Origin of the sequence: Pseudomonas sp. 1 R 17 (assembly GCF_900067035.1) — a bacterium.
Lineage (GTDB): Bacteria > Pseudomonadota > Gammaproteobacteria > Pseudomonadales > Pseudomonadaceae > Aquipseudomonas > Aquipseudomonas marginalis.
The window spans coordinates 177,348-194,849 of record NZ_FKLB01000018.1; the positions used below are offsets into that span (position 1 = coordinate 177,348).

21 protein-coding genes and 1 pseudogene are annotated in these 17,502 nt (G+C 57.2%); 2 read left to right on the forward strand and 20 right to left on the reverse strand.

Annotated elements, in window-relative coordinates; genetic code table 11:
* Positions 1-104: 104 nt before the first annotated feature.
* Positions 105-476 (reverse strand): annotated as a pseudogene (locus BFP99_RS02875) (DUF3182 family protein); the annotation flags it as partial.
* 171 nt (positions 477-647) lie between these two features.
* Positions 648-1,607, reverse strand: a complete 960-nt coding sequence (locus BFP99_RS02880) for a GlxA family transcriptional regulator (RefSeq protein WP_065925359.1) — start codon at positions 1,605-1,607, stop codon at positions 648-650.
* A 96-nt stretch (positions 1,608-1,703) separates the two neighbouring features.
* Here BFP99_RS02880 and BFP99_RS02885 point away from each other — a divergent pair, with 96 nt between their 5' ends.
* Positions 1,704-2,267 carry a cysteine hydrolase family protein gene (locus BFP99_RS02885; RefSeq protein WP_065925358.1) on the forward strand — a complete coding sequence of 188 codons (564 nt, stop codon included), beginning with the start codon at positions 1,704-1,706 and terminating at the stop codon, positions 2,265-2,267.
* A gap of 21 nt (positions 2,268-2,288) precedes the next feature.
* Here the strand turns inward: BFP99_RS02885 and tam are convergent, their stop codons facing one another.
* The 3 genes from tam to BFP99_RS02900 all read right to left on the reverse strand — a co-directional run bounded on the left by tam (position 2,289) and on the right by BFP99_RS02900 (position 5,175).
* A complete protein-coding gene (gene tam, locus BFP99_RS02890; RefSeq protein ID WP_065925357.1) occupies positions 2,289-3,050 on the reverse strand; it encodes a trans-aconitate 2-methyltransferase in 762 nt (253 codons plus the stop codon).
* A 205-nt stretch (positions 3,051-3,255) separates the two neighbouring features.
* On the reverse strand, positions 3,256-3,771 hold the full coding sequence (locus tag BFP99_RS02895) for a single-stranded DNA-binding protein (RefSeq protein ID WP_065925356.1): 516 nt from the start codon (positions 3,769-3,771) through the stop codon (positions 3,256-3,258).
* Positions 3,772-3,780: 9 nt separating this feature from the next.
* Complete coding sequence (locus BFP99_RS02900; protein WP_015886131.1) at positions 3,781-5,175, reverse strand: MFS transporter; 1,395 nt, start codon at positions 5,173-5,175, stop codon at positions 3,781-3,783.
* A 178-nt stretch (positions 5,176-5,353) separates the two neighbouring features.
* On the opposite strand from BFP99_RS02900, the gene uvrA reads away from it, so the two are divergent.
* On the forward strand, positions 5,354-8,188 hold the full coding sequence (uvrA, locus tag BFP99_RS02905) for an excinuclease ABC subunit UvrA (RefSeq protein WP_065925355.1): 2,835 nt from the start codon (positions 5,354-5,356) through the stop codon (positions 8,186-8,188).
* Between the two features lie 63 nt (positions 8,189-8,251).
* On the opposite strand, the gene bfr is transcribed toward uvrA, so the two are convergent.
* From bfr to rpsH, 15 genes are all read right to left on the reverse strand, one after another.
* Positions 8,252-8,716: a bacterioferritin gene (bfr, locus tag BFP99_RS02910; RefSeq protein WP_017525959.1), complete on the reverse strand. Its 465-nt coding sequence runs from the start codon at positions 8,714-8,716 to the stop codon at positions 8,252-8,254.
* A gap of 155 nt (positions 8,717-8,871) precedes the next feature.
* Complete coding sequence (locus BFP99_RS02915) at positions 8,872-10,320, reverse strand: catalase (protein WP_065946603.1); 1,449 nt, start codon at positions 10,318-10,320, stop codon at positions 8,872-8,874.
* Between the two features lie 237 nt (positions 10,321-10,557).
* Positions 10,558-10,944 (reverse strand): 50S ribosomal protein L17, encoded by a 387-nt coding sequence (rplQ, locus tag BFP99_RS02920; protein ID WP_003176402.1) that lies wholly within the window; start codon positions 10,942-10,944, stop codon positions 10,558-10,560.
* Between the two features lie 41 nt (positions 10,945-10,985).
* Positions 10,986-11,987 carry a DNA-directed RNA polymerase subunit alpha gene (rpoA, locus tag BFP99_RS02925; protein WP_003176403.1) on the reverse strand — a complete coding sequence of 334 codons (1,002 nt, stop codon included), beginning with the start codon at positions 11,985-11,987 and terminating at the stop codon, positions 10,986-10,988.
* Between the two features lie 22 nt (positions 11,988-12,009).
* A complete protein-coding gene (gene rpsD / locus BFP99_RS02930) occupies positions 12,010-12,630 on the reverse strand; it encodes a 30S ribosomal protein S4 (protein WP_003176404.1) in 621 nt (206 codons plus the stop codon).
* 18 nt (positions 12,631-12,648) lie between these two features.
* Entirely contained in the window at positions 12,649-13,038 is a 390-nt protein-coding gene (gene rpsK, locus BFP99_RS02935; protein ID WP_002555466.1) for a 30S ribosomal protein S11, read from the reverse strand.
* A gap of 30 nt (positions 13,039-13,068) precedes the next feature.
* On the reverse strand, positions 13,069-13,425 hold the full coding sequence (rpsM, locus tag BFP99_RS02940) for a 30S ribosomal protein S13 (RefSeq protein ID WP_024077676.1): 357 nt from the start codon (positions 13,423-13,425) through the stop codon (positions 13,069-13,071).
* A gap of 129 nt (positions 13,426-13,554) precedes the next feature.
* Positions 13,555-13,671 carry a 50S ribosomal protein L36 gene (gene rpmJ, locus BFP99_RS31665; RefSeq protein ID WP_002555468.1) on the reverse strand — a complete coding sequence of 39 codons (117 nt, stop codon included), beginning with the start codon at positions 13,669-13,671 and terminating at the stop codon, positions 13,555-13,557.
* 27 nt (positions 13,672-13,698) lie between these two features.
* Positions 13,699-15,027 (reverse strand): preprotein translocase subunit SecY, encoded by a 1,329-nt coding sequence (secY, locus tag BFP99_RS02945; protein WP_003176406.1) that lies wholly within the window; start codon positions 15,025-15,027, stop codon positions 13,699-13,701.
* Positions 15,028-15,465, reverse strand: coding sequence for a 50S ribosomal protein L15 (rplO, locus tag BFP99_RS02950; RefSeq protein ID WP_003176407.1), 438 nt, complete (start codon positions 15,463-15,465; stop codon positions 15,028-15,030).
* Between the two features lie 3 nt (positions 15,466-15,468).
* On the reverse strand, positions 15,469-15,645 hold the full coding sequence (gene rpmD / locus BFP99_RS02955) for a 50S ribosomal protein L30 (RefSeq protein WP_003176408.1): 177 nt from the start codon (positions 15,643-15,645) through the stop codon (positions 15,469-15,471).
* A 2-nt stretch (positions 15,646-15,647) separates the two neighbouring features.
* The gene (gene rpsE / locus BFP99_RS02960; RefSeq protein WP_003186035.1) at positions 15,648-16,148 is read right to left on the reverse strand and encodes a 30S ribosomal protein S5; all 501 of its coding nucleotides are present in this window, start codon (positions 16,146-16,148) and stop codon (positions 15,648-15,650) included.
* 3 nt (positions 16,149-16,151) lie between these two features.
* On the reverse strand, positions 16,152-16,502 hold the full coding sequence (gene rplR, locus BFP99_RS02965; RefSeq protein WP_003186037.1) for a 50S ribosomal protein L18: 351 nt from the start codon (positions 16,500-16,502) through the stop codon (positions 16,152-16,154).
* 10 nt (positions 16,503-16,512) lie between these two features.
* The gene (gene rplF / locus BFP99_RS02970) at positions 16,513-17,046 is read right to left on the reverse strand and encodes a 50S ribosomal protein L6 (protein WP_003176412.1); all 534 of its coding nucleotides are present in this window, start codon (positions 17,044-17,046) and stop codon (positions 16,513-16,515) included.
* A 12-nt stretch (positions 17,047-17,058) separates the two neighbouring features.
* Entirely contained in the window at positions 17,059-17,451 is a 393-nt protein-coding gene (rpsH, locus tag BFP99_RS02975; protein WP_003176413.1) for a 30S ribosomal protein S8, read from the reverse strand.
* Positions 17,452-17,502: the final 51 nt, after the last annotated feature.

Consider the following 17,502-nt stretch of genomic DNA (forward strand, 5'->3'; position numbering starts at 1 on the left):
TATGCATTATGTGCAATTACTGCTGCTACATATAAAATGGCAGTAAGGGCAAATTTTTTTCACGCAGCTATTGCGTACTGTGCACAATCAGAATTGTCATATAAAAGCACAACGTCGCGCACGCGCTCGCAGAACAAGGGCGACCAGCCTTCGGGGGCTGCAGCGTCCGGGCCCAGCAGGCCGTGACTGATGGCTTTGGTGCCGATGAAATCATGCTCCACATAACCGCCCCACAGGTCTTCGGGGCCCTTGATATCAAGGGCCCGCGCCTGTGCAGGGCCAATCAGCGTTTGCGTGGGAAGCAGGTAGCGCTCACGGCCGGCGTGTTTGCGTGGATCGTAATCACCGCCGTACTTGAGCCCAAGGATTTGTGCCAGCCAGCGCGCAAGGGCTCGGTTGGTTTCGACTTCATGCCGGGGAGCGCCCTCTCGCGTGGAGTGAGCGACTACCCATTTCTTGCGTTGAGTCGGGGTCATGCATCCCCCTTGGCCATCCCGCCATGTGTGTGGGTGGAAGGTTGCAGGGATCAGGCCAAGGCAGGTTCAAAAGTGATGCCTTTGAAATCAATCGCTTGCGCAAAAAGCGATAGCAGTTGGCCTGTATTATTCTGCACGACACCACCTTGACCGTGGGGCGTTCTGCACGATTCACACGCCAAAACGGCTGCGGTAATCACTGGGTGCCAAACCGGTGATCTTCTTGAAGGTGGCGCGAAACGCACCAGGGTCCTGATACCCCACGGTCCAGGCGATGTGGTCGATGGTGGCGGTGGTGAACTCCAGCATTTGCCGCGCCTTGCCGACACGTAAATGCTGGCAGTATTCGGTGGGTTTCAATCCCGTGGCACTGCGAAAACGCCGTAGGAACGTGCGTTCTTCCAACCCCGCCTCTTGCGCCATGGCGGCCACGGACACATCCACCGCGCCACTGGCTTGCAACCAATGCTGGACCTTGAGGATGGCCGCATCGCCATGGCTGAGGATCGGCGCAAAGTTGCTGCCGCACTGGCTGGCACTGTCGCTGTGCTCGATCACCAGGAAACGCGCGGTATCGGCAGCGACGCTGGGGCCCATCAGGCGGTCGACCAGGCGCAGGCCCAGCTCGGACCAGGCCATCAGCCCGGCGGTGGTGATCAGGTCGCCGTCATCGACGATCGGTTTATCCGCCTCAAGGCGTACAGCCGGATAACGGGTCGCGAAGGATTTGGCTGAGGACCAATGGGTGGTGGCGCTGCGCCCGTCCAACAGACCGCTGCGCGCCAGCAGGATCGAACCGATGCACACGCCACCGAGCACGGTGCCTGCAGCGTGTTGCTGGCGAATCCACTCGAGCAGTGCGGGCGGCGCCTGGTCTTCGGTGAACTCGCCGATTGAAGGCGGCACCAGCACCGCCATCATCGGTTGCTCAGGCCCTGGGTAGCTGTCGAATACCCGCGTGGGTGTGCCATGGCCATCTACCTGCCAGTGGCTCACCCGCAGCAACGGCAGTTGTGCGGATTGATGCTCGGCGGCGATCCGGTTGGCGACACCGAACAGATCGGTCAGCCCATGCACCGCTGCCAACTGCGCCCCCTGGTAGATCAACACGCCCAGCTCAACAACCGCCATTGTCAGTTTTCCCCCTGTTATTGTCGGTGCAGCCAATCCCCCGCTCCGGCGCCAGCTAACATACTGGCCCCATCAACCCATCACGAGGCAATACCCATGGCCAAGCAAGCGCTCATCCTAATCGATATCCAGAACGACTACTTCCCTCAAGGCAAGTGGCCGCTCGATGGCGTGGACGCCGCCGCGGACAAGGCTGCGCAGGTGCTCCAGGCGTTTCGCCAGAACGGGGATGCAGTGATTCATGTGCGCCATGAGTTCACGTCCGAGGATGCACCGTTTTTCACGCCGAACTCTGAGGGTGCCTATTTGCACCCCAAGGTGCTGAACGAGGGCAGCGAGCCGGTGGTGCTTAAACATTTCGTGAATGCGTTCCGCGAAACCCCTCTACGCGCCCTTCTGGAACAGCGCAGCATCACCGAACTGGTGGTGGTCGGCAGCATGAGCCATATGTGCATCGATGCGGTGGTGCGGGCCGCAGCGGACCTGGGCTACAAGGTCACGGTGATTCATGACGCATGTGCCACCCGCGATCTGGAGTTCAATGGGCAGGTGATTCCGGCGGCGCAGGTGCATGGCGCGTATATGGCGTCGTTGGCATTTGGCTACGCGGGCGTAGTGTCAGCGGATGAGTATTTGAAGGCGCAGGCAGCAGCGGCGTAAGCGCTGCTTGCTTCTGTGCCGTCAGCGGGTCGCGATGATAAACAGGCGCGGGAAGGGCAGTAATACGGTGCCATCGCCTAGTGCTGGATAAGCCTGTGTAATCCGCGCCTGGTATTCCTGTAGGAAAGCGGCTTTTTCGCTATCGGTCAGTGGCGCGAGAAAGGGTCGCAAGCCCGAGCCCTTGAACCACTCCACCACAGCGGCATGATCCGCCAGCGGGTGCTGGTACGTGGTGCGCCACACATCCACGGTACTGCAGTGTTGGCTCAGCAACTCGTAGTAGTAGCTCACCGAGTGGCGCTCATTGTGTTGGAACGCGCCGATCTTTGCCGCCCATGGGCCATCTGCCGCCACTTCGCGTGCCAGCCGGTGGGCGGGTTCATTGAGGTTGTCTGGGGTTTGTACGGCGAGCGTGCCGCCAGGCGCCAACTGGTCGACCAGATGCGGATAGAGCGTGGCGTGGTTTGGCAGCCATTGCAGCGAGGCGTTGGCGAGGATCACGTCGAATGTCTGCGACGGACTCCAGGCACCGATGTCCGCCAGCTCAAAGTTCAGCGCGGGCAGGCGCTTGCGGGCGTCGACCAGCATGTCGTCGGAACTGTCCAGGCCCGTCACCTGCGCCTGCGGGAAACGCTCGGCCAATACCTGGGTGGAGTTGCCGGGGCCGCAACCCAGGTCCACCGCTGTGTGCACCACGGTATTCGGAATGGCCGCGACCAGGTCACGGACCGGACGAGTGCGTTGTTGTTCAAACATCGTGTATTGCTTGGCAGACCAGGTCATCGCGGCTCTCCTTGTTCTGTGGAAGTGGGTTACAGCCTAAATCGAGTGGCCCCCGGAGACAAATGCCAGGGCCGGCGATCGTTCCATCCCGTCATTTAATCCGTTGCGGGTGCAGCTTCATGCATCACGAAATTACAAAAAAGCCCCGAGAGCAGGGCTCACGGGGCTTTTTGGGAAAGCTATACGGATTGCGCCGAGCGATATCCTAGAACGGAATATCGTCATCAAAGCTGTCGAAATCCGGAGCCGGTTGCGGAGCGGCCTGTTGCGGTGCTGGACGCGACTCACGCTGTGGCTGCTGGCTTGGCTGCGGACGCGTCTGCTGTGGACGCGGTGCCGAGTTGGACATACCGCCCTGGCCTTGTTGGTCGCCCTGTGGACGGCCGCCCAGCAGTTGCATGGTGCCTTGCATGTCGACCACGATTTCAGTGGTGTAACGCTTGATGCCGTCTTTTTCCCACTCGCGGGTTTGCAGCTTGCCTTCGATGTAGACCTGCGAACCTTTGCGCAGGTATTCACCGGCGATCTCTGCGACCTTGCCGAACATCGACACACGGTGCCATTCGGTTTTCTCGACCTTCTGGCCGGTCTGCTTGTCGGTCCATTGTTCGCTGGTCGCCAGACTCAGGTTGGTCACGGCGTTACCGTTAGGCAAGTAGCGAACTTCGGGATCCTGGCCGCATGTACCGACCAATATGACTTTGTTAACCCCACGGGCCATAACGTTCTCCTATGCTGGGCGCGCTGTCGGCACTGGGTTGACCAGTTGCTCGAGCGTCGCGCGATCCAATAATTCGGTGTCCAATTTGATGTAAATGGCCGCCTCTTCAGCGACCACGACTGCATCTGTTACCCCTACGACTGCCTTCAGGCGCTCTACCAGACCGCTTTCACGGATCGCCTCAGGCGATAGCGGCAAACGCAGGCTTGTGACGTAGGGAGGTTCGCGCATGGTAACAGCAAAGGCCAACCAAAGTGCAGCCAGCCCGGCGCATCCGAGGAACACAACCGACAAACCGCCATGCTGGAACATCCAGCCGCCCATGATGCCGCCCAGCGCCGAGCCAAGGAACTGGCTGGTGGAATACACCCCCATCGCCGTGCCTTTGCCGCCGGCCGGTGAAACTTTACTGATCAGCGAAGGCAATGAAGCCTCCAGCAGGTTGAACGCGGTGAAGAACACCACCGTGCCAATAACCAGCGCCCGTAGGCTGTCGCCGAACTGCCAGAAGAATAGTTCAGTGAGCATTAATGTCGCGACGGCACCGAGCAAAACTCGTTTCATTTTGCGTTTCTTCTCGCCATAGATGATGAACGGGATCATGGCGAAGAACGAAATCAGCAGTGCGGTGAGGTAGACCCACCAGTGCTGTTCCTTGGGCAGCCCGGCTTTTTCCACCAGCGCCAGGGGCAAGGCGACGAAGCTGCACATCAGCATTGCGTGTAAGACGAAGATACCTAAATCCAGGCGCAACAGATCCGGGTGCTTGAGCGTCGGCAACAGGGCCTTGCGTGCGACGCCCGACTCACGGTGCTGCAACGTGCCAGTGGAGCGCGGCACCATGAAGGCCACGATCACGATCCCGAACAACGCCATGCCGCCGGTGGCAAGGAACAGGCCGTGCAAGCCAAAGGCACGCGTCAGCAATGGGCCCACGACCATGGCCACGGCGAACGACAGACCAATGGTCATACCGATCATGGCCATGGCCTTGGTCCGGTGTTGCTCGCGGGTGAGGTCGGAGAGCAGCGCCATGACGGCAGCGGAAATCGCCCCGGCGCCTTGCAGGATGCGCCCGGCGATCACGCCCCAGATCGAATCGGATTGCGCCGCGAGCACGCTGCCGAGGGCGAACACGATCAGCCCGAGGTAAATCACCGGGCGCCGGCCAATCCGGTCGGAAATGATTCCGAACGGGATCTGAAAAATCGCCTGGGTCAGGCCATAGGCGCCAATCGCCAGGCCGATCAGTGCGGGGGTCGCGCCTGCCAGATCCATTCCATAGGTCGCCAGTACCGGCAACACCATGAACATGCCAAGCATACGGAACGCGAACACCAGGGCCAGACCGCTTGCTGCTCGGGTCTCGCCGCTACTCATGCGTTCGCTGTGGGGATCGTGCATGGAAAAACCTCGTGTGAACCGGCGGCGATTCTACCAGTCCCATCGATTGAGAGGGTATATGCGGCGCTTTGCCGCGCAGCTTTCATGTAAGGCTGCACCCGGCACTTTGACAGTGTATATTCATCCAGTCTTTAGCCGTATACTCCTGCATTATTTACGCCCGCCGTGCGAGGCCATCTTGGACAAGATCCTGATTCGTGGGGCTAGAACCCACAACCTGAAGAACATCGACCTGACCCTGCCCCGGGACAAACTGATCGTCATCACCGGCTTGTCCGGCTCCGGCAAATCGTCCCTGGCGTTCGACACGCTGTATGCCGAAGGTCAGCGGCGCTATGTGGAATCGCTGTCGGCCTATGCCCGTCAGTTCCTGTCGATGATGGAAAAGCCGGACGTCGACACCATTGAAGGCCTGTCGCCGGCGATTTCCATTGAGCAGAAGTCGACCTCCCACAATCCGCGTTCCACCGTGGGCACCATCACCGAAATCTACGACTACCTGCGCCTGCTGTACGCGCGGGTGGGTATCCCCCGTTGCCCGGACCACGACATTCCGCTGGAAGCCCAGACCGTCAGCCAGATGGTCGACCTGGTACTGGCCCAACCGGAAGGTGCCAAGCTGATGCTGCTGGCGCCGGTGATTCGCGAGCGCAAGGGCGAACACCTCTCTGTATTCGAAGAGCTGCGTGCTCAAGGTTTCGTACGTGCGCGTATCAACGGCAAGCTCTATGAGCTGGACGAAGCGCCGAAACTCGACAAGCAGAAGAAGCACTCGATTGATGTCGTGGTCGATCGCTTCAAGGTGCGGGCCGACCTGCAACAGCGTCTGGCCGAATCGTTCGAGACCGCGTTGAAGCTGGCGGATGGCATTGCCCTGGTGGCACCGATGGATGATGAGCCGGGTGAAGAGATCATCTTCTCCGCGCGCTTTGCCTGCCCGATCTGTGGCCACGCCATCAGCGAGCTGGAGCCCAAGCTGTTCTCCTTCAACAACCCGGCCGGGGCCTGCCCGACCTGCGATGGCCTGGGCGTGAAGCAATTCTTCGACATCAAGCGCCTGGTCAACGGCGACCTGACATTGGCGGAGGGCGCGATACGCGGCTGGGACAGGCGTAACGTCTACTACTTCCAGATGCTCGGGTCGTTGGCGTCCCATTACAAGTTCAGCCTTGAAGTACCTTTCAACCAACTGCCGGCAGACCAGCAGAAAGTCATCCTCAATGGCAGCGGCTCGCAGAACGTCGACTTCAAGTACCTGAACGACCGTGGCGACATCGTCAAGCGCTCCCACCCGTTCGAAGGCATTGTCCCCAACCTGGAACGCCGCTACCGCGAGACCGAATCGGCGAGTGTGCGCGAAGAGCTGGCGAAATTCCTCAGCACCCAACCTTGCCCGGATTGCCGGGGCACTCGCCTGCGTCGTGAGGCGCGGCATGTATGGGTGGGTGAGAAGACGCTGCCGGCGGTGACCAACCTGCCGATCGGCGATGCCTGTGAATACTTTGGTGTGCTAAAGCTCACCGGGCGCCGTGGGGAAATTGCCGACAAGATCCTCAAGGAGATCCGCGAGCGCCTGCAGTTCCTGGTTAACGTTGGCCTGGACTATCTGTCGCTGGATCGCAGCGCAGATACGTTGTCCGGCGGTGAAGCGCAGCGAATTCGCCTGGCCAGCCAGATTGGTGCCGGCCTGGTGGGGGTGTTGTACATCCTCGATGAGCCTTCGATTGGTTTGCACCAGCGGGACAACGATCGCCTGCTGGGCACGCTGAAACACCTGCGGGATATCGGCAATACGGTGATCGTGGTCGAGCACGATGAAGATGCGATTCGCCTGGCGGACTACGTGGTCGATATTGGCCCAGGCGCCGGCGTACATGGAGGACATATTGTCGCCGAGGGCACGCCTGCCGAGGTAATGGCACATCCCGACTCGTTGACCGGCAAGTACCTGTCCGGCCGCGTGAAGATCGCAGTGCCAGCCAAGCGTACACCGCGCAACAAGAAGATGGCGTTGCACCTCAAGGGCGCGCGCGGCAACAACTTGCGCAATGTTGACCTGGAAATACCACTGGGCCTGCTGACCTGCGTGACCGGCGTTTCCGGCTCAGGTAAGTCGACGCTGATCAACAACACGCTGTTCCCCTTGAGTGCCACCGCCTTGAACGGCGCTACCACCCTGGAAGCCGCCGCGCACGACAGCATCAAGGGTCTGGAACACCTGGACAAGGTGGTCGATATCGACCAAAGCCCGATTGGCCGCACACCGCGCTCCAACCCCGCGACCTACACCGGGTTGTTCACGCCTATTCGTGAGCTGTTTGCTGGCGTGCCGGAATCCCGTTCACGGGGCTACGGGCCAGGCCGCTTCTCGTTCAACGTCAAGGGTGGTCGCTGTGAAGCGTGCCAGGGCGATGGTCTGATCAAGGTGGAGATGCACTTCCTCCCGGACATCTACGTGCCGTGCGATGTGTGCAAGAGCAAGCGTTATAACCGCGAAACCCTGGAAATCAAGTACAAGGGCAAGAGCATCCACGAGACCCTGGAGATGACCATCGAGGAAGCCCGTGTGTTCTTCGATGCCGTTCCGGCGTTGGCGCGCAAGCTGCAAACGCTGATGGATGTGGGCCTGTCGTATATCAAGTTGGGGCAGTCGGCGACGACGTTGTCCGGTGGTGAAGCGCAGCGGGTGAAGCTGTCTCGCGAGCTGTCCAAACGCGATACGGGCAAGACCTTGTATATCCTGGATGAGCCGACAACTGGCCTGCACTTTGCGGATATTCAGCAATTGCTGGATGTGTTGCACCGCTTGCGTGATCACGGCAACACCGTGGTGGTGATCGAGCACAACCTGGATGTGATCAAGACGGCCGACTGGCTGGTGGATCTAGGGCCGGAAGGCGGATCCAAGGGCGGCCAGATCATCGCGGTGGGTACGCCGGAGCAGGTCTCCGAGATGCCACAATCGCATACGGGTTACTACTTGAAGCCATTGCTGGCGCGCGACCGGGCCTGATTTATCAGGCCCAATAAAAAGCCCCTGTCACTGCTGAAGTGACAGGGGCTTTTTTGTAGGAAATCAGAACTGCGATTGCAGGTAGTTTTCCAGGCCAATCAGCTTGATCAAGCCCAACTGCTTTTCCAGCCAGTAGGTGTGATCTTCTTCGGTATCGTTCAACTGCACGCGCAGGATTTCCCGCGTGACGAAGTCGCTGTGCTGCTCGCAGAGCTCGATGCCCTTGCAGAGAGCGGCACGCACCTTGTATTCAAGACGAAGATCGGCTGCAAGCATGTCAGGTACGCTGGTACCCACATCCAGATCGTCGGGACGCATACGTGGCGTACCTTCGAGCATCAGGATACGACGCATCAGTGCATCGGCGTGCTGTGCCTCTTCTTCCATTTCGTGGTTGATACGCTCGTAGAGTTCGGTAAAACCCCAGTCTTCGTACATGCGCGAGTGGATGAAATATTGATCACGAGCTGCCAGTTCGCCCGTCAGCAACGTGTTGAGGTAATCGATTACGTCGGGGTGACCTTGCATCGCCCTACATCTCCCTGCTTGAAAGTCTGTAGTTTGAACCATGCTGACTCGGAGGTCACGGGACTAACGGCAGAAAAGTGAAGATTTCCGCAGAAAAGTAGCTGAAATAACGCAAAAACCGCCCAAATGAGGGCGGTTCTGCTTATCGTTTAGAGTCAGTTAAGCGATACACCCAGTGCCTTTGCGATTGCTTCTCCATAAGTAGGATCTGCCTTATAGAAGTGCCGCAGTTGACGCTGGACCACATCACTGGAGATACCGCTCATTGCGCCAGCGATGTTATTGGTGAGCAGTGCTTTCTGCTCATCATTCATCAGGCGGAACAGCGCACCTGCGTGGCTGTAGTAATCGGTGTCTTCGCGATGATCGTAACGATCAGCTGCACCGCTCAAAGCCAACGCTGGCTCGGCGTACTGAGGCGCTTGCTTGGGTGCTTCGGCGTAGCTGTTCGGTTCGTAGTTCGGAGTCGCACCACCATTGCTGCCAAATGCCATTGAGCCATCACGCTGGTAGCTGTTGACCGGGCTGCGCGGAGCATTCACCGGCAATTGCTGGTGGTTGGTACCCACACGGTAGCGGTGAGCATCTGCGTAAGCGAAAACCCGACCTTGGAGCATACGGTCTGGCGACAGGCCAACGCCTGGAACCATGTTGCTTGGGCCAAATGCAGCCTGCTCTACTTCAGCGAAGTAGTTCTGCGGGTTGCGGTTAAGTTCCAGCTCACCCACTTCAATCAACGGGAATTCTTTCTGCGACCAGGTTTTGGTCACATCAAACGGATTCTCGTAATGGGCGTTCGCCTGGGCCTCGGTCATGATCTGGATACAGACCCGCCATTTCGGGAAGTCACCGCGCTCGATCGCACCAAACAGATCCCGCTGGGCGTAATCAGGATCAGTACCGGCCAAACGGGCCGCTTCAGCCGGTGCCAGGTTCTTGATGCCTTGCTTGGTTTTGTAGTGCCACTTCACCCAGTGCCGCTCGCCGCTGGCGTTAATCAAGCTGTAGGTGTGGCTGCCAAAGCCGTGCATATGACGGTAGCCATCGGGAATACCACGGTCCGAAAACAGAATGGTGACCTGGTGCAGCGCCTCTGGAGAGTGCGACCAGAAGTCCCACATCATTTGCGCGCTTTTCAGGTTGCTTTGCGGCAACCGCTTCTGAGTGTGGATGAAATCTGGGAATTTCAGCGGATCGCGTATGAAGAACACCGGTGTGTTGTTACCCACGATGTCCCAATTACCTTCTTCGGTGTAGAACTTCAAGGCGAAACCACGAGGGTCGCGCTCTGTGTCCGCCGACCCACGCTCCCCCCCCACAGTGGAGAAACGCAGGAACGTTGGAGTTTGCTTACCAACGGATTCGAACAATTTGGCGCTGGTGTACTGGGTGATGTCCCGGGTGACCGTGAAGGTCCCGTAGGCACCCGACCCCTTGGCGTGTACGCGACGCTCAGGGATGTTTTCACGGTTGAAATGGGCAAGTTTCTCGATCAGGTGAAAATCGTCAAGAAGCAGCGGGCCGCGCGGGCCGGCTGAACGGGAATTCTGGTTATCCGCAACGGGAGCGCCGCTGGCGGTGGTAAGGATTTTATTCTGGCTCATGCTCAATTTTCCTCAGGTCGGACTTGGAACTGCCGGCTAATCGGCTTGGAGGGAGTATTGACCATCAACATGACACCTACAAATTCATTAAATTGTAAGCTTCAATAGAAAATAACTAACAATACCCCCGCGCACATAGTGCTGAGCGCTATCTGAGGAAGCTTGTACAAATCGCGCTTTTGTTACGCGCACAAAAAACCGGGCACTAGGCCCGGTTCTTCGTTACAGCTTGTCGTCTTACTCGGCGCTTACAGCTTCGCCGGCAGTAGCACGATCAACCAACTCGACGTACGCCATAGGCGCGTTGTCGCCAGCGCGGAAACCGCACTTGAGGATGCGCAGGTAGCCACCCTCACGGGTAGCGTAACGCTTGCCCAGGTCGTTGAAGAGCTTACCAACGATAGCTTTCGAACGAGTACGGTCGAAAGCCAGACGGCGGTTAGCCAGGCTGTCTGTCTTGGCCAAAGTGATCAGCGGCTCAGCAACGCGACGCAGTTCTTTAGCTTTCGGCAGTGTAGTTTTGATCAGCTCGTGCTCGAACAGCGACACCGCCATGTTTTGAAACATGGCCTTGCGGTGCGAGCTGGTACGGCTCAGGTGACGACCACTTTTACGATGACGCATGGTTCATTCCTTACCAAACTCACGTTCGGTGATTACGACGATCAGGCAGTCGCCTTGTCGTCCTTCTTAAGACTTGCAGGCGGCCAGTTGTCGAGGCGCATGCCGAGGGACAGACCGCGGGAGGCCAGAACGTCCTTGATTTCAGTCAAGGATTTCTTGCCCAGGTTCGGAGTCTTCAACAGTTCTACTTCGGTACGCTGAATCAGGTCGCCGATGTAGTAAATGTTTTCCGCCTTAAGGCAGTTAGCCGAACGTACAGTCAGTTCCAGATCGTCAACCGGGCGAAGCAGGATCGGATCGATCTCGTCTTCCTGCTCGATTACCACTGGTTCGCTGTCACCTTTGAGGTCGACGAACGCAGCCAACTGCTGTTGCAGAATGGTTGCAGCGCGGCGGATAGCCTCTTCAGGATCCAGAGTACCGTTGGTTTCCAGATCAATAACCAGCTTGTCCAGGTTAGTACGCTGCTCGACACGGGCGTTTTCCACCACGTATGCGATACGGCGAACCGGGCTGAACGAAGAGTCAAGCTGCAAGCGACCAATGCTGCGGCTTTCGTCTTCATCGCTCTGACGCGAGTCGGCCGGTTCATAACCACGACCACGAGCTACGGTGAGCTTCATGTTCAGGGCGCCGTTAGACGCCAGGTTAGCGATTACGTGATCGGGGTTAACGATCTCGACATCATGATCCAGCTGAATATCGGCAGCGGTAACCACCCCCGAACCCTTCTTCGACAAGGTCAGCGTAACTTCGTCACGGCCGTGCAGCTTGATAGCCAGACCTTTAAGGTTCAACAGGATTTCAATTACGTCTTCCTGTACACCTTCGATGGCGCTGTACTCGTGGAGCACACCGTCAATCTCGGCCTCGACTACTGCACAGCCGGGCATTGAGGACAACAGGATGCGGCGCAGCGCGTTGCCCAGGGTGTGGCCAAAACCACGCTCGAGAGGCTCGAGAGTGATCTTGGCGCGGGTTGGACTGACAACCTGCACATCAATGTGGCGGGGTGTCAGGAACTCATTTACCGAAATCTGCATGGATGCACCTATTTTCTAGCCCTTACTTGGAGTAGAGCTCGACAATCAGGCTTTCGTTGATGTCGGCGGACAGATCACTGCGAGCAGGAACGTTCTTGAAAACGCCCGACTTCTTCTCAGTGTCTACTTCTACCCATTCTACGCGGCCACGTTGGGCACACAGATCGAGAGCTTGGACAATGCGAAGTTGGTTTTTTGCTTTCTCGCGAACTGCGACCACGTCACCAGCACGAACCTGGTAGGACGGAACGTTTACGGTCTGACCGTTAACGCTGATCGACTTGTGCGATACCAGCTGACGGGATTCGGCACGAGTCGAACCAAAGCCCATACGGTATACAACGTTGTCCAGACGGCATTCGAGCAGTTGCAGCAGGTTTTCACCGGTTGCACCTTTCTTGCCAGCAGCTTCTTTGTAGTAGCCGCTGAACTGACGCTCGAGAACGCCGTAGATACGGCGGACCTTCTGCTTTTCACGCAGTTGGGTGCCGTAATCGGACTGGCGACCGCGGCGTTGGCCGTGGATACCAGGTGCTGCTTCAATGTTGCACTTCGATTCGATCGCGCGCACGCCGCTCTTCAGGAAGAGATCGGTGCCTTCGCGACGAGCGAGTTTGCATTTTGGACCAATGTAACGAGCCATTCTTTACAATCTCCTGGATTACACGCGGCGCTTCTTCGGCGGACGGCACCCGTTGTGCGGGATTGGCGTCACGTCGGTGATGCTGGCGATCTTATAGCCACAGCCGTTCAAAGCACGGACAGCAGACTCACGACCTGGACCTGGACCTTTGACGTTAACGTCGAGGTTTTTCAGGCCATATTCCAGCGCAGCTTGACCAGCACGTTCAGCAGCTACTTGAGCAGCAAACGGGGTGGACTTGCGGGAACCGCGGAAACCCGAACCACCGGAGGTAGCCCAAGAAAGCGCGTTACCTTGACGGTCGGTGATGGTCACGATGGTGTTGTTAAAAGATGCATGGATGTGGGCGATGCCATCAACCACTGTCTTTTTAACTTTTTTACGAGGACGAGCAGCAGGTTTTGCCATGATAATTTTCCTGTCGATTCGCTGGGGCGATTACTTGCGGATCGGCTTACGCGGACCTTTACGGGTACGCGCGTTAGTCTTGGTACGCTGACCGCGTACTGGAAGACCACGACGATGACGCAGACCGCGATAGCAACCGAGGTCCATCAAACGCTTGATTTTCATGTTGATTTCGCGACGCAGGTCACCTTCAGTGGTGAACTTCGCCACTTCGCCACGCAGCAATTCAATCTGCTCGTCGCTCAGATCCTTGATCTTAGCGGCTGGGTTTACCCCAGCAACTGCGCAAATTTTCTGCGCAGTAGTGCGACCAACACCATAGATGTAGGTCAGCGAGATAACAGTGTGCTTGTTATCTGGAATGTTAACGCCTGCAATACGGGCCATTCAGTGGGACTCCAATTGACAGCTACCTACGCCCCGGAAGCCAAGAAATAGGGCGCGAGATAATATCGCTGTAATAACAAATAATCAACCCGGCAGCGCACTAGCTGCCGGGCTTCAAGCGGATCACACTCAGCCTTGGCGCTGTTTGTGACGCGGTTCCGCGCTGCAAATTACTCGAACAACACCTTCGCGGCGAATAATCTTGCAGTTACGGCACAGCTTTTTCACCGATGCACGAACTTTCATCACCAACTCCTCGAACCTTATGGGTACTCAGCGCAACATGCCGCTGCCGTAACCCTTCAGGTTGGCTTTCTTCATCAGGGATTCGTACTGGTGCGAAACGAGGTGCGATTGTACTTGGGACATGAAGTCCATCACAACCACGACCACGATCAGCAACGAGGTCCCGCCAAGGTAGAACGGAACGTTTGCTGCAACCACCAGGAACTGGGGCAACAAGCACACGGCCGTCATATATAGAGCACCGAACAGGGTCAAACGAGTCAGAACGCCATCAATGTAGCGTGCAGACTGCTCACCTGGACGAATACCCGGAATAAAGGCACCGGACTTCTTCAGGTTTTCCGCTACGTCTTTCGGATTGAACATCAACGCCGTATAGAAGAAGCAGAAGAAAATAATCCCTGCACTAAACAGCAGAATATTCAACGGCTGACCAGGAGCGATCGACTGAGAGAGGTCCTGCAGCCAGCCCATATTTTCAGACTGACCAAACCAGGTACCCAACGAAGCCGGAAACAGCAAAATGCTGCTCGCGAAAATTGCCGGAATAACACCGGCCATATTCACTTTCAGCGGCAAGTGGCTGGTCTGCGCAGCAAAAACCTTACGGCCCTGCTGACGCTTGGCGTAGTGAACAGCAATACGACGCTGGCCACGCTCAATGAACACCACAAAACCGATAATCGCTACTGCCAGCAAACCGATGGCAACCAGGGCGAAGATATTGATATCACCCTGACGTGCAGACTCGAAAGACTGCCCGATTGCTCTCGGAAGACCGGCGACGATACCTGCGAAAATCAACATCGAGATACCGTTACCAACACCACGCTCAGTAATCTGCTCACCCAGCCACATCATGAACATCGCACCAGCCACAAACGTGGATACCGCGACGAAATGGAAGCCAAAGTCACCAGTGAACGCAACACCCTGCCCCGCCAGGCCAACGGACATGCCGATAGCCTGAACCAGGGCGAGGATGACAGTGCCGTAGCGGGTGTACTGGCTAATCTTGCGACGGCCAGCTTCACCTTCCTTCTTCAACTGCTCCAGCTGCGGGCTGACGGCGGTCATCAGCTGCATGATGATCGATGCCGAGATGTACGGCATGATCCCCAGTGCAAAAATGCTCATCCGTTCCAGCGCACCGCCAGAAAACATGTTGAACAAGCTAAGAATGGTCCCCTCATTCTGTCGAAACAGGTCTGCGAGTCGGTCCGGGTTGATACCTGGAACCGGGATGTGTGCGCCTATTCGGTAGACGATAATCGCCAGGAACAGAAAACGCAGACGAGCCCAAAGTTCAGACATACCGCCTTTGCCGAGCGCTGAGAGAGCACCTTGCTTAGCCATTTATTCCTCGAACTTGCCGCCAGCTGCTTCGATAGCCGAACGCGCACCTTTGGTGGCGCCGATTCCCTTGCCGATAGTGACAGCGCGAGTCACTTCACCGGACAGCATGATTTTCACACGCTGTACGTTGACGTTGATCACGTTGGCATCTTTCAGGGTCTGCACAGTAACGATGTCGCCTTCCACTTTAGCCAGCTCGGACAGACGCACTTCTGCGCGGTCCATGGCCTTCAGGGAAACGAAGCCGAACTTAGGCAGGCGACGATGCAGCGGCTGTTGACCGCCTTCAAAGCCTGGAGCAATGGTGCCACCGGAGCGGGAGGTTTGACCTTTGTGGCCGCGGCCACCAGTCTTACCCAAACCGCTACCGATACCACGGCCCGGACGATGCTTTTCGCGACGGGAACCCGGCGCTGGACTCAGATCATTGAGTTTCATCGATTAACCCTCGACACGCAGCATGTAGTAAGCCTTGTTGATCATCCCGCGATTCTCGGGAGTATCCTGGACTTCTACAGTGTGACCGATGCGACGCAGACCCAAACCCTTAACGCACAATTTGTGGTTAGGGATGCGGCCGGTCATGCTTTTGATCAGCGTTACTTTAACGGTAGCCATGATCAGAAGATCTCCTTGACGCTTTTGCCACGCTTGGCGGCAATGGATTCAGGAGATTGCATAGCTTTCAAACCCTTGAAAGTGGCGTGAACCACGTTTACCGGGTTAGTCGAGCCATAGCACTTGGCCAGAACGTTCTGAACACCAGCAACCTCGAGGACAGCACGCATAGCGCCGCCAGCGATGATACCGGTACCTTCAGAAGCAGGCTGCATGTACACCTTCGAAGCGCCGTGAGCGGACTTCATTGCGTACTGCAGCGTGGTGCCGTTCAGATCAACTTGGATCATGTTGCGACGAGCAGCTTCCATTGCCTTCTGGATCGCAGCAGGCACTTCACGTGACTTGCCACGGCCGAAGCCAACACGCCCTTTACCATCACCCACCACGGTCAACGCGGTGAAAGTGAAGATACGGCCGCCTTTAACGGTTTTGGCTACGCGGTTAACTTGAACCAGCTTCTCAATGTAGCCTTCGTCGCGCTTTTGGTCGTTATTTGACATAACTTAGAACTCCAGCCCAGCTTCACGAGCAGCATCAGCCAGCGCTTTAACGCGGCCGTGGTACTTGAAGCCAGAGCGGTCGAAAGCCACTTGCGAGACGCCAGCGGCCTTAGCACGCGTAGCGACCAGCTGGCCAACCTTTGTGGCCGCGTCGATGTTGCCAGTGGCACCATCACGCAGTTCTTTATCCAAAGTCGAGGCGCTGGCCAGGACTTTGTTGCCGTCGGCCGAGATGACCTGGGCGTAGATGTGCTGCGACGAGCGGAACACGCAGAGACGCACGACTTCGAGTTCGTGCATTTTCAGGCGTGCTTTGCGAGCGCGACGCAGTCGAGTAACTTTTTTGTCGGTCATTTGCTATGCCCTACTTCTTCTTGGCTTCTTTACGACGGACGACTTCGTCCGCGTAGCGCACACCTTTGCCTTTGTACGGCTCTGGTGGACGGAAGTCGCGGATCTCAGCAGCCACTTGACCTACCAGTTGCTTATCGATGCCCTTGATCAGGATATCGGTCTGGCTAGGAGTCTCAGCGGTGATGCCTTCCGGCAGTTCGTAATCCACTGGGTGCGAGAAGCCAAGGGCCAGGTTCAAAACCGTGCCTTTTGCTTGCGCTTTGTAACCAACACCGACCAGCTGGAGCTTACGCTCGAAGCCTTGGCTTACACCTTGGACCATGTTGTTTACCAACGCACGCGTGGTACCAGCCATTGCGCGAGTTTGTTGATCGCCATTGCGAGCAGCGAAACGCAGCTCACCAGCTTCTTCAACGATCTCAACGGACGAATGGATATTCAGTTCAAGAGTGCCCTTGGCACCCTTCACCGAAAGCTGTTGGCCTGCGAATTTGACTTCGACACCGGCTGGCAGCTTAACGGGGTTCTTAGCGACGCGAGACATGCTTATCCCCCCTTAGAACACAGTGCAAAGAACTTCGCCGCCGACACCGGCAGCGCGCGCAGCACGATCCGTCATCACACCTTTGTTGGTGGAGACGATAGACACGCCCAGACCGCCACGAACTTTCGGCAGATCTTCAGCGGACTTGTACTGACGCAGGCCTGGACGGCTAACGCGCTTCACTTCCTCGATGACCGAACGGCCTTCGAAGTACTTCAGCTCGATGGACAGCAGTGGTTTGATTTCGCTGCTGATCTGATAACCCGCAATGTAGCCTTCGTCTTTCAGGACTTTGGCAACAGCAACCTTCAACTTGGAAGATGGCATGCTTACGACGGACTTTTCAGCCATCTGGGCATTACGGATACGAGTTAGCATGTCCGCTAACGGGTCCTGCATACTCATGGGCTAGACGCTCCTAATACAAAAAAATTAGCCTTGCGGCTACATATGTCG

Bases quoted from the DNA above. Each gene is read 5' to 3' on its own strand.
- BFP99_RS02880 (WP_065925359.1), bottom strand. From the start codon at position 1,607: ATGGCGGTTGTTGAGCTGGGCGTGTTGATCTACCAGGGGGCGCAGTTG.
- BFP99_RS02885 (WP_065925358.1), top strand. From the start codon at position 1,704: ATGGCCAAGCAAGCGCTCATCCTAATCGATATCCAGAACGACTACTTC.
- tam (WP_065925357.1), bottom strand. From the start codon at position 3,050: ATGACCTGGTCTGCCAAGCAATACACGATGTTTGAACAACAACGCACT.
- BFP99_RS02895 (WP_065925356.1), bottom strand. From the start codon at position 3,771: ATGGCCCGTGGGGTTAACAAAGTCATATTGGTCGGTACATGCGGCCAG.
- BFP99_RS02900 (WP_015886131.1), bottom strand. From the start codon at position 5,175: ATGCACGATCCCCACAGCGAACGCATGAGTAGCGGCGAGACCCGAGCA.
- bfr (WP_017525959.1), bottom strand. From the start codon at position 8,716: ATGCAAGGTCACCCCGACGTAATCGATTACCTCAACACGTTGCTGACG.
- BFP99_RS02915 (WP_065946603.1), bottom strand. From the start codon at position 10,320: ATGAGCCAGAATAAAATCCTTACCACCGCCAGCGGCGCTCCCGTTGCG.
- rplQ (WP_003176402.1), bottom strand. From the start codon at position 10,944: ATGCGTCATCGTAAAAGTGGTCGTCACCTGAGCCGTACCAGCTCGCAC.
- rpoA (WP_003176403.1), bottom strand. From the start codon at position 11,987: ATGCAGATTTCGGTAAATGAGTTCCTGACACCCCGCCACATTGATGTG.
- rpsD (WP_003176404.1), bottom strand. From the start codon at position 12,630: ATGGCTCGTTACATTGGTCCAAAATGCAAACTCGCTCGTCGCGAAGGC.
- rpsK (WP_002555466.1), bottom strand. From the start codon at position 13,038: ATGGCAAAACCTGCTGCTCGTCCTCGTAAAAAAGTTAAAAAGACAGTG.
- rpsM (WP_024077676.1), bottom strand. From the start codon at position 13,425: ATGGCCCGTATTGCAGGCGTTAACATTCCAGATAACAAGCACACTGTT.
- rpmJ (WP_002555468.1), bottom strand. From the start codon at position 13,671: ATGAAAGTTCGTGCATCGGTGAAAAAGCTGTGCCGTAACTGCAAGATT.
- secY (WP_003176406.1), bottom strand. From the start codon at position 15,027: ATGGCTAAGCAAGGTGCTCTCTCAGCGCTCGGCAAAGGCGGTATGTCT.
- rplO (WP_003176407.1), bottom strand. From the start codon at position 15,465: ATGAAACTCAATGATCTGAGTCCAGCGCCGGGTTCCCGTCGCGAAAAG.
- rpmD (WP_003176408.1), bottom strand. From the start codon at position 15,645: ATGGCTACCGTTAAAGTAACGCTGATCAAAAGCATGACCGGCCGCATC.
- rpsE (WP_003186035.1), bottom strand. From the start codon at position 16,148: ATGTCAAATAACGACCAAAAGCGCGACGAAGGCTACATTGAGAAGCTG.
- rplR (WP_003186037.1), bottom strand. From the start codon at position 16,502: ATGACCGACAAAAAAGTTACTCGACTGCGTCGCGCTCGCAAAGCACGC.
- rplF (WP_003176412.1), bottom strand. From the start codon at position 17,046: ATGTCTCGCGTCGCTAAGAACCCCGTTAAGCTGCCAGCCGGTGTCGAA.
- rpsH (WP_003176413.1), bottom strand. From the start codon at position 17,451: ATGAGTATGCAGGACCCGTTAGCGGACATGCTAACTCGTATCCGTAAT.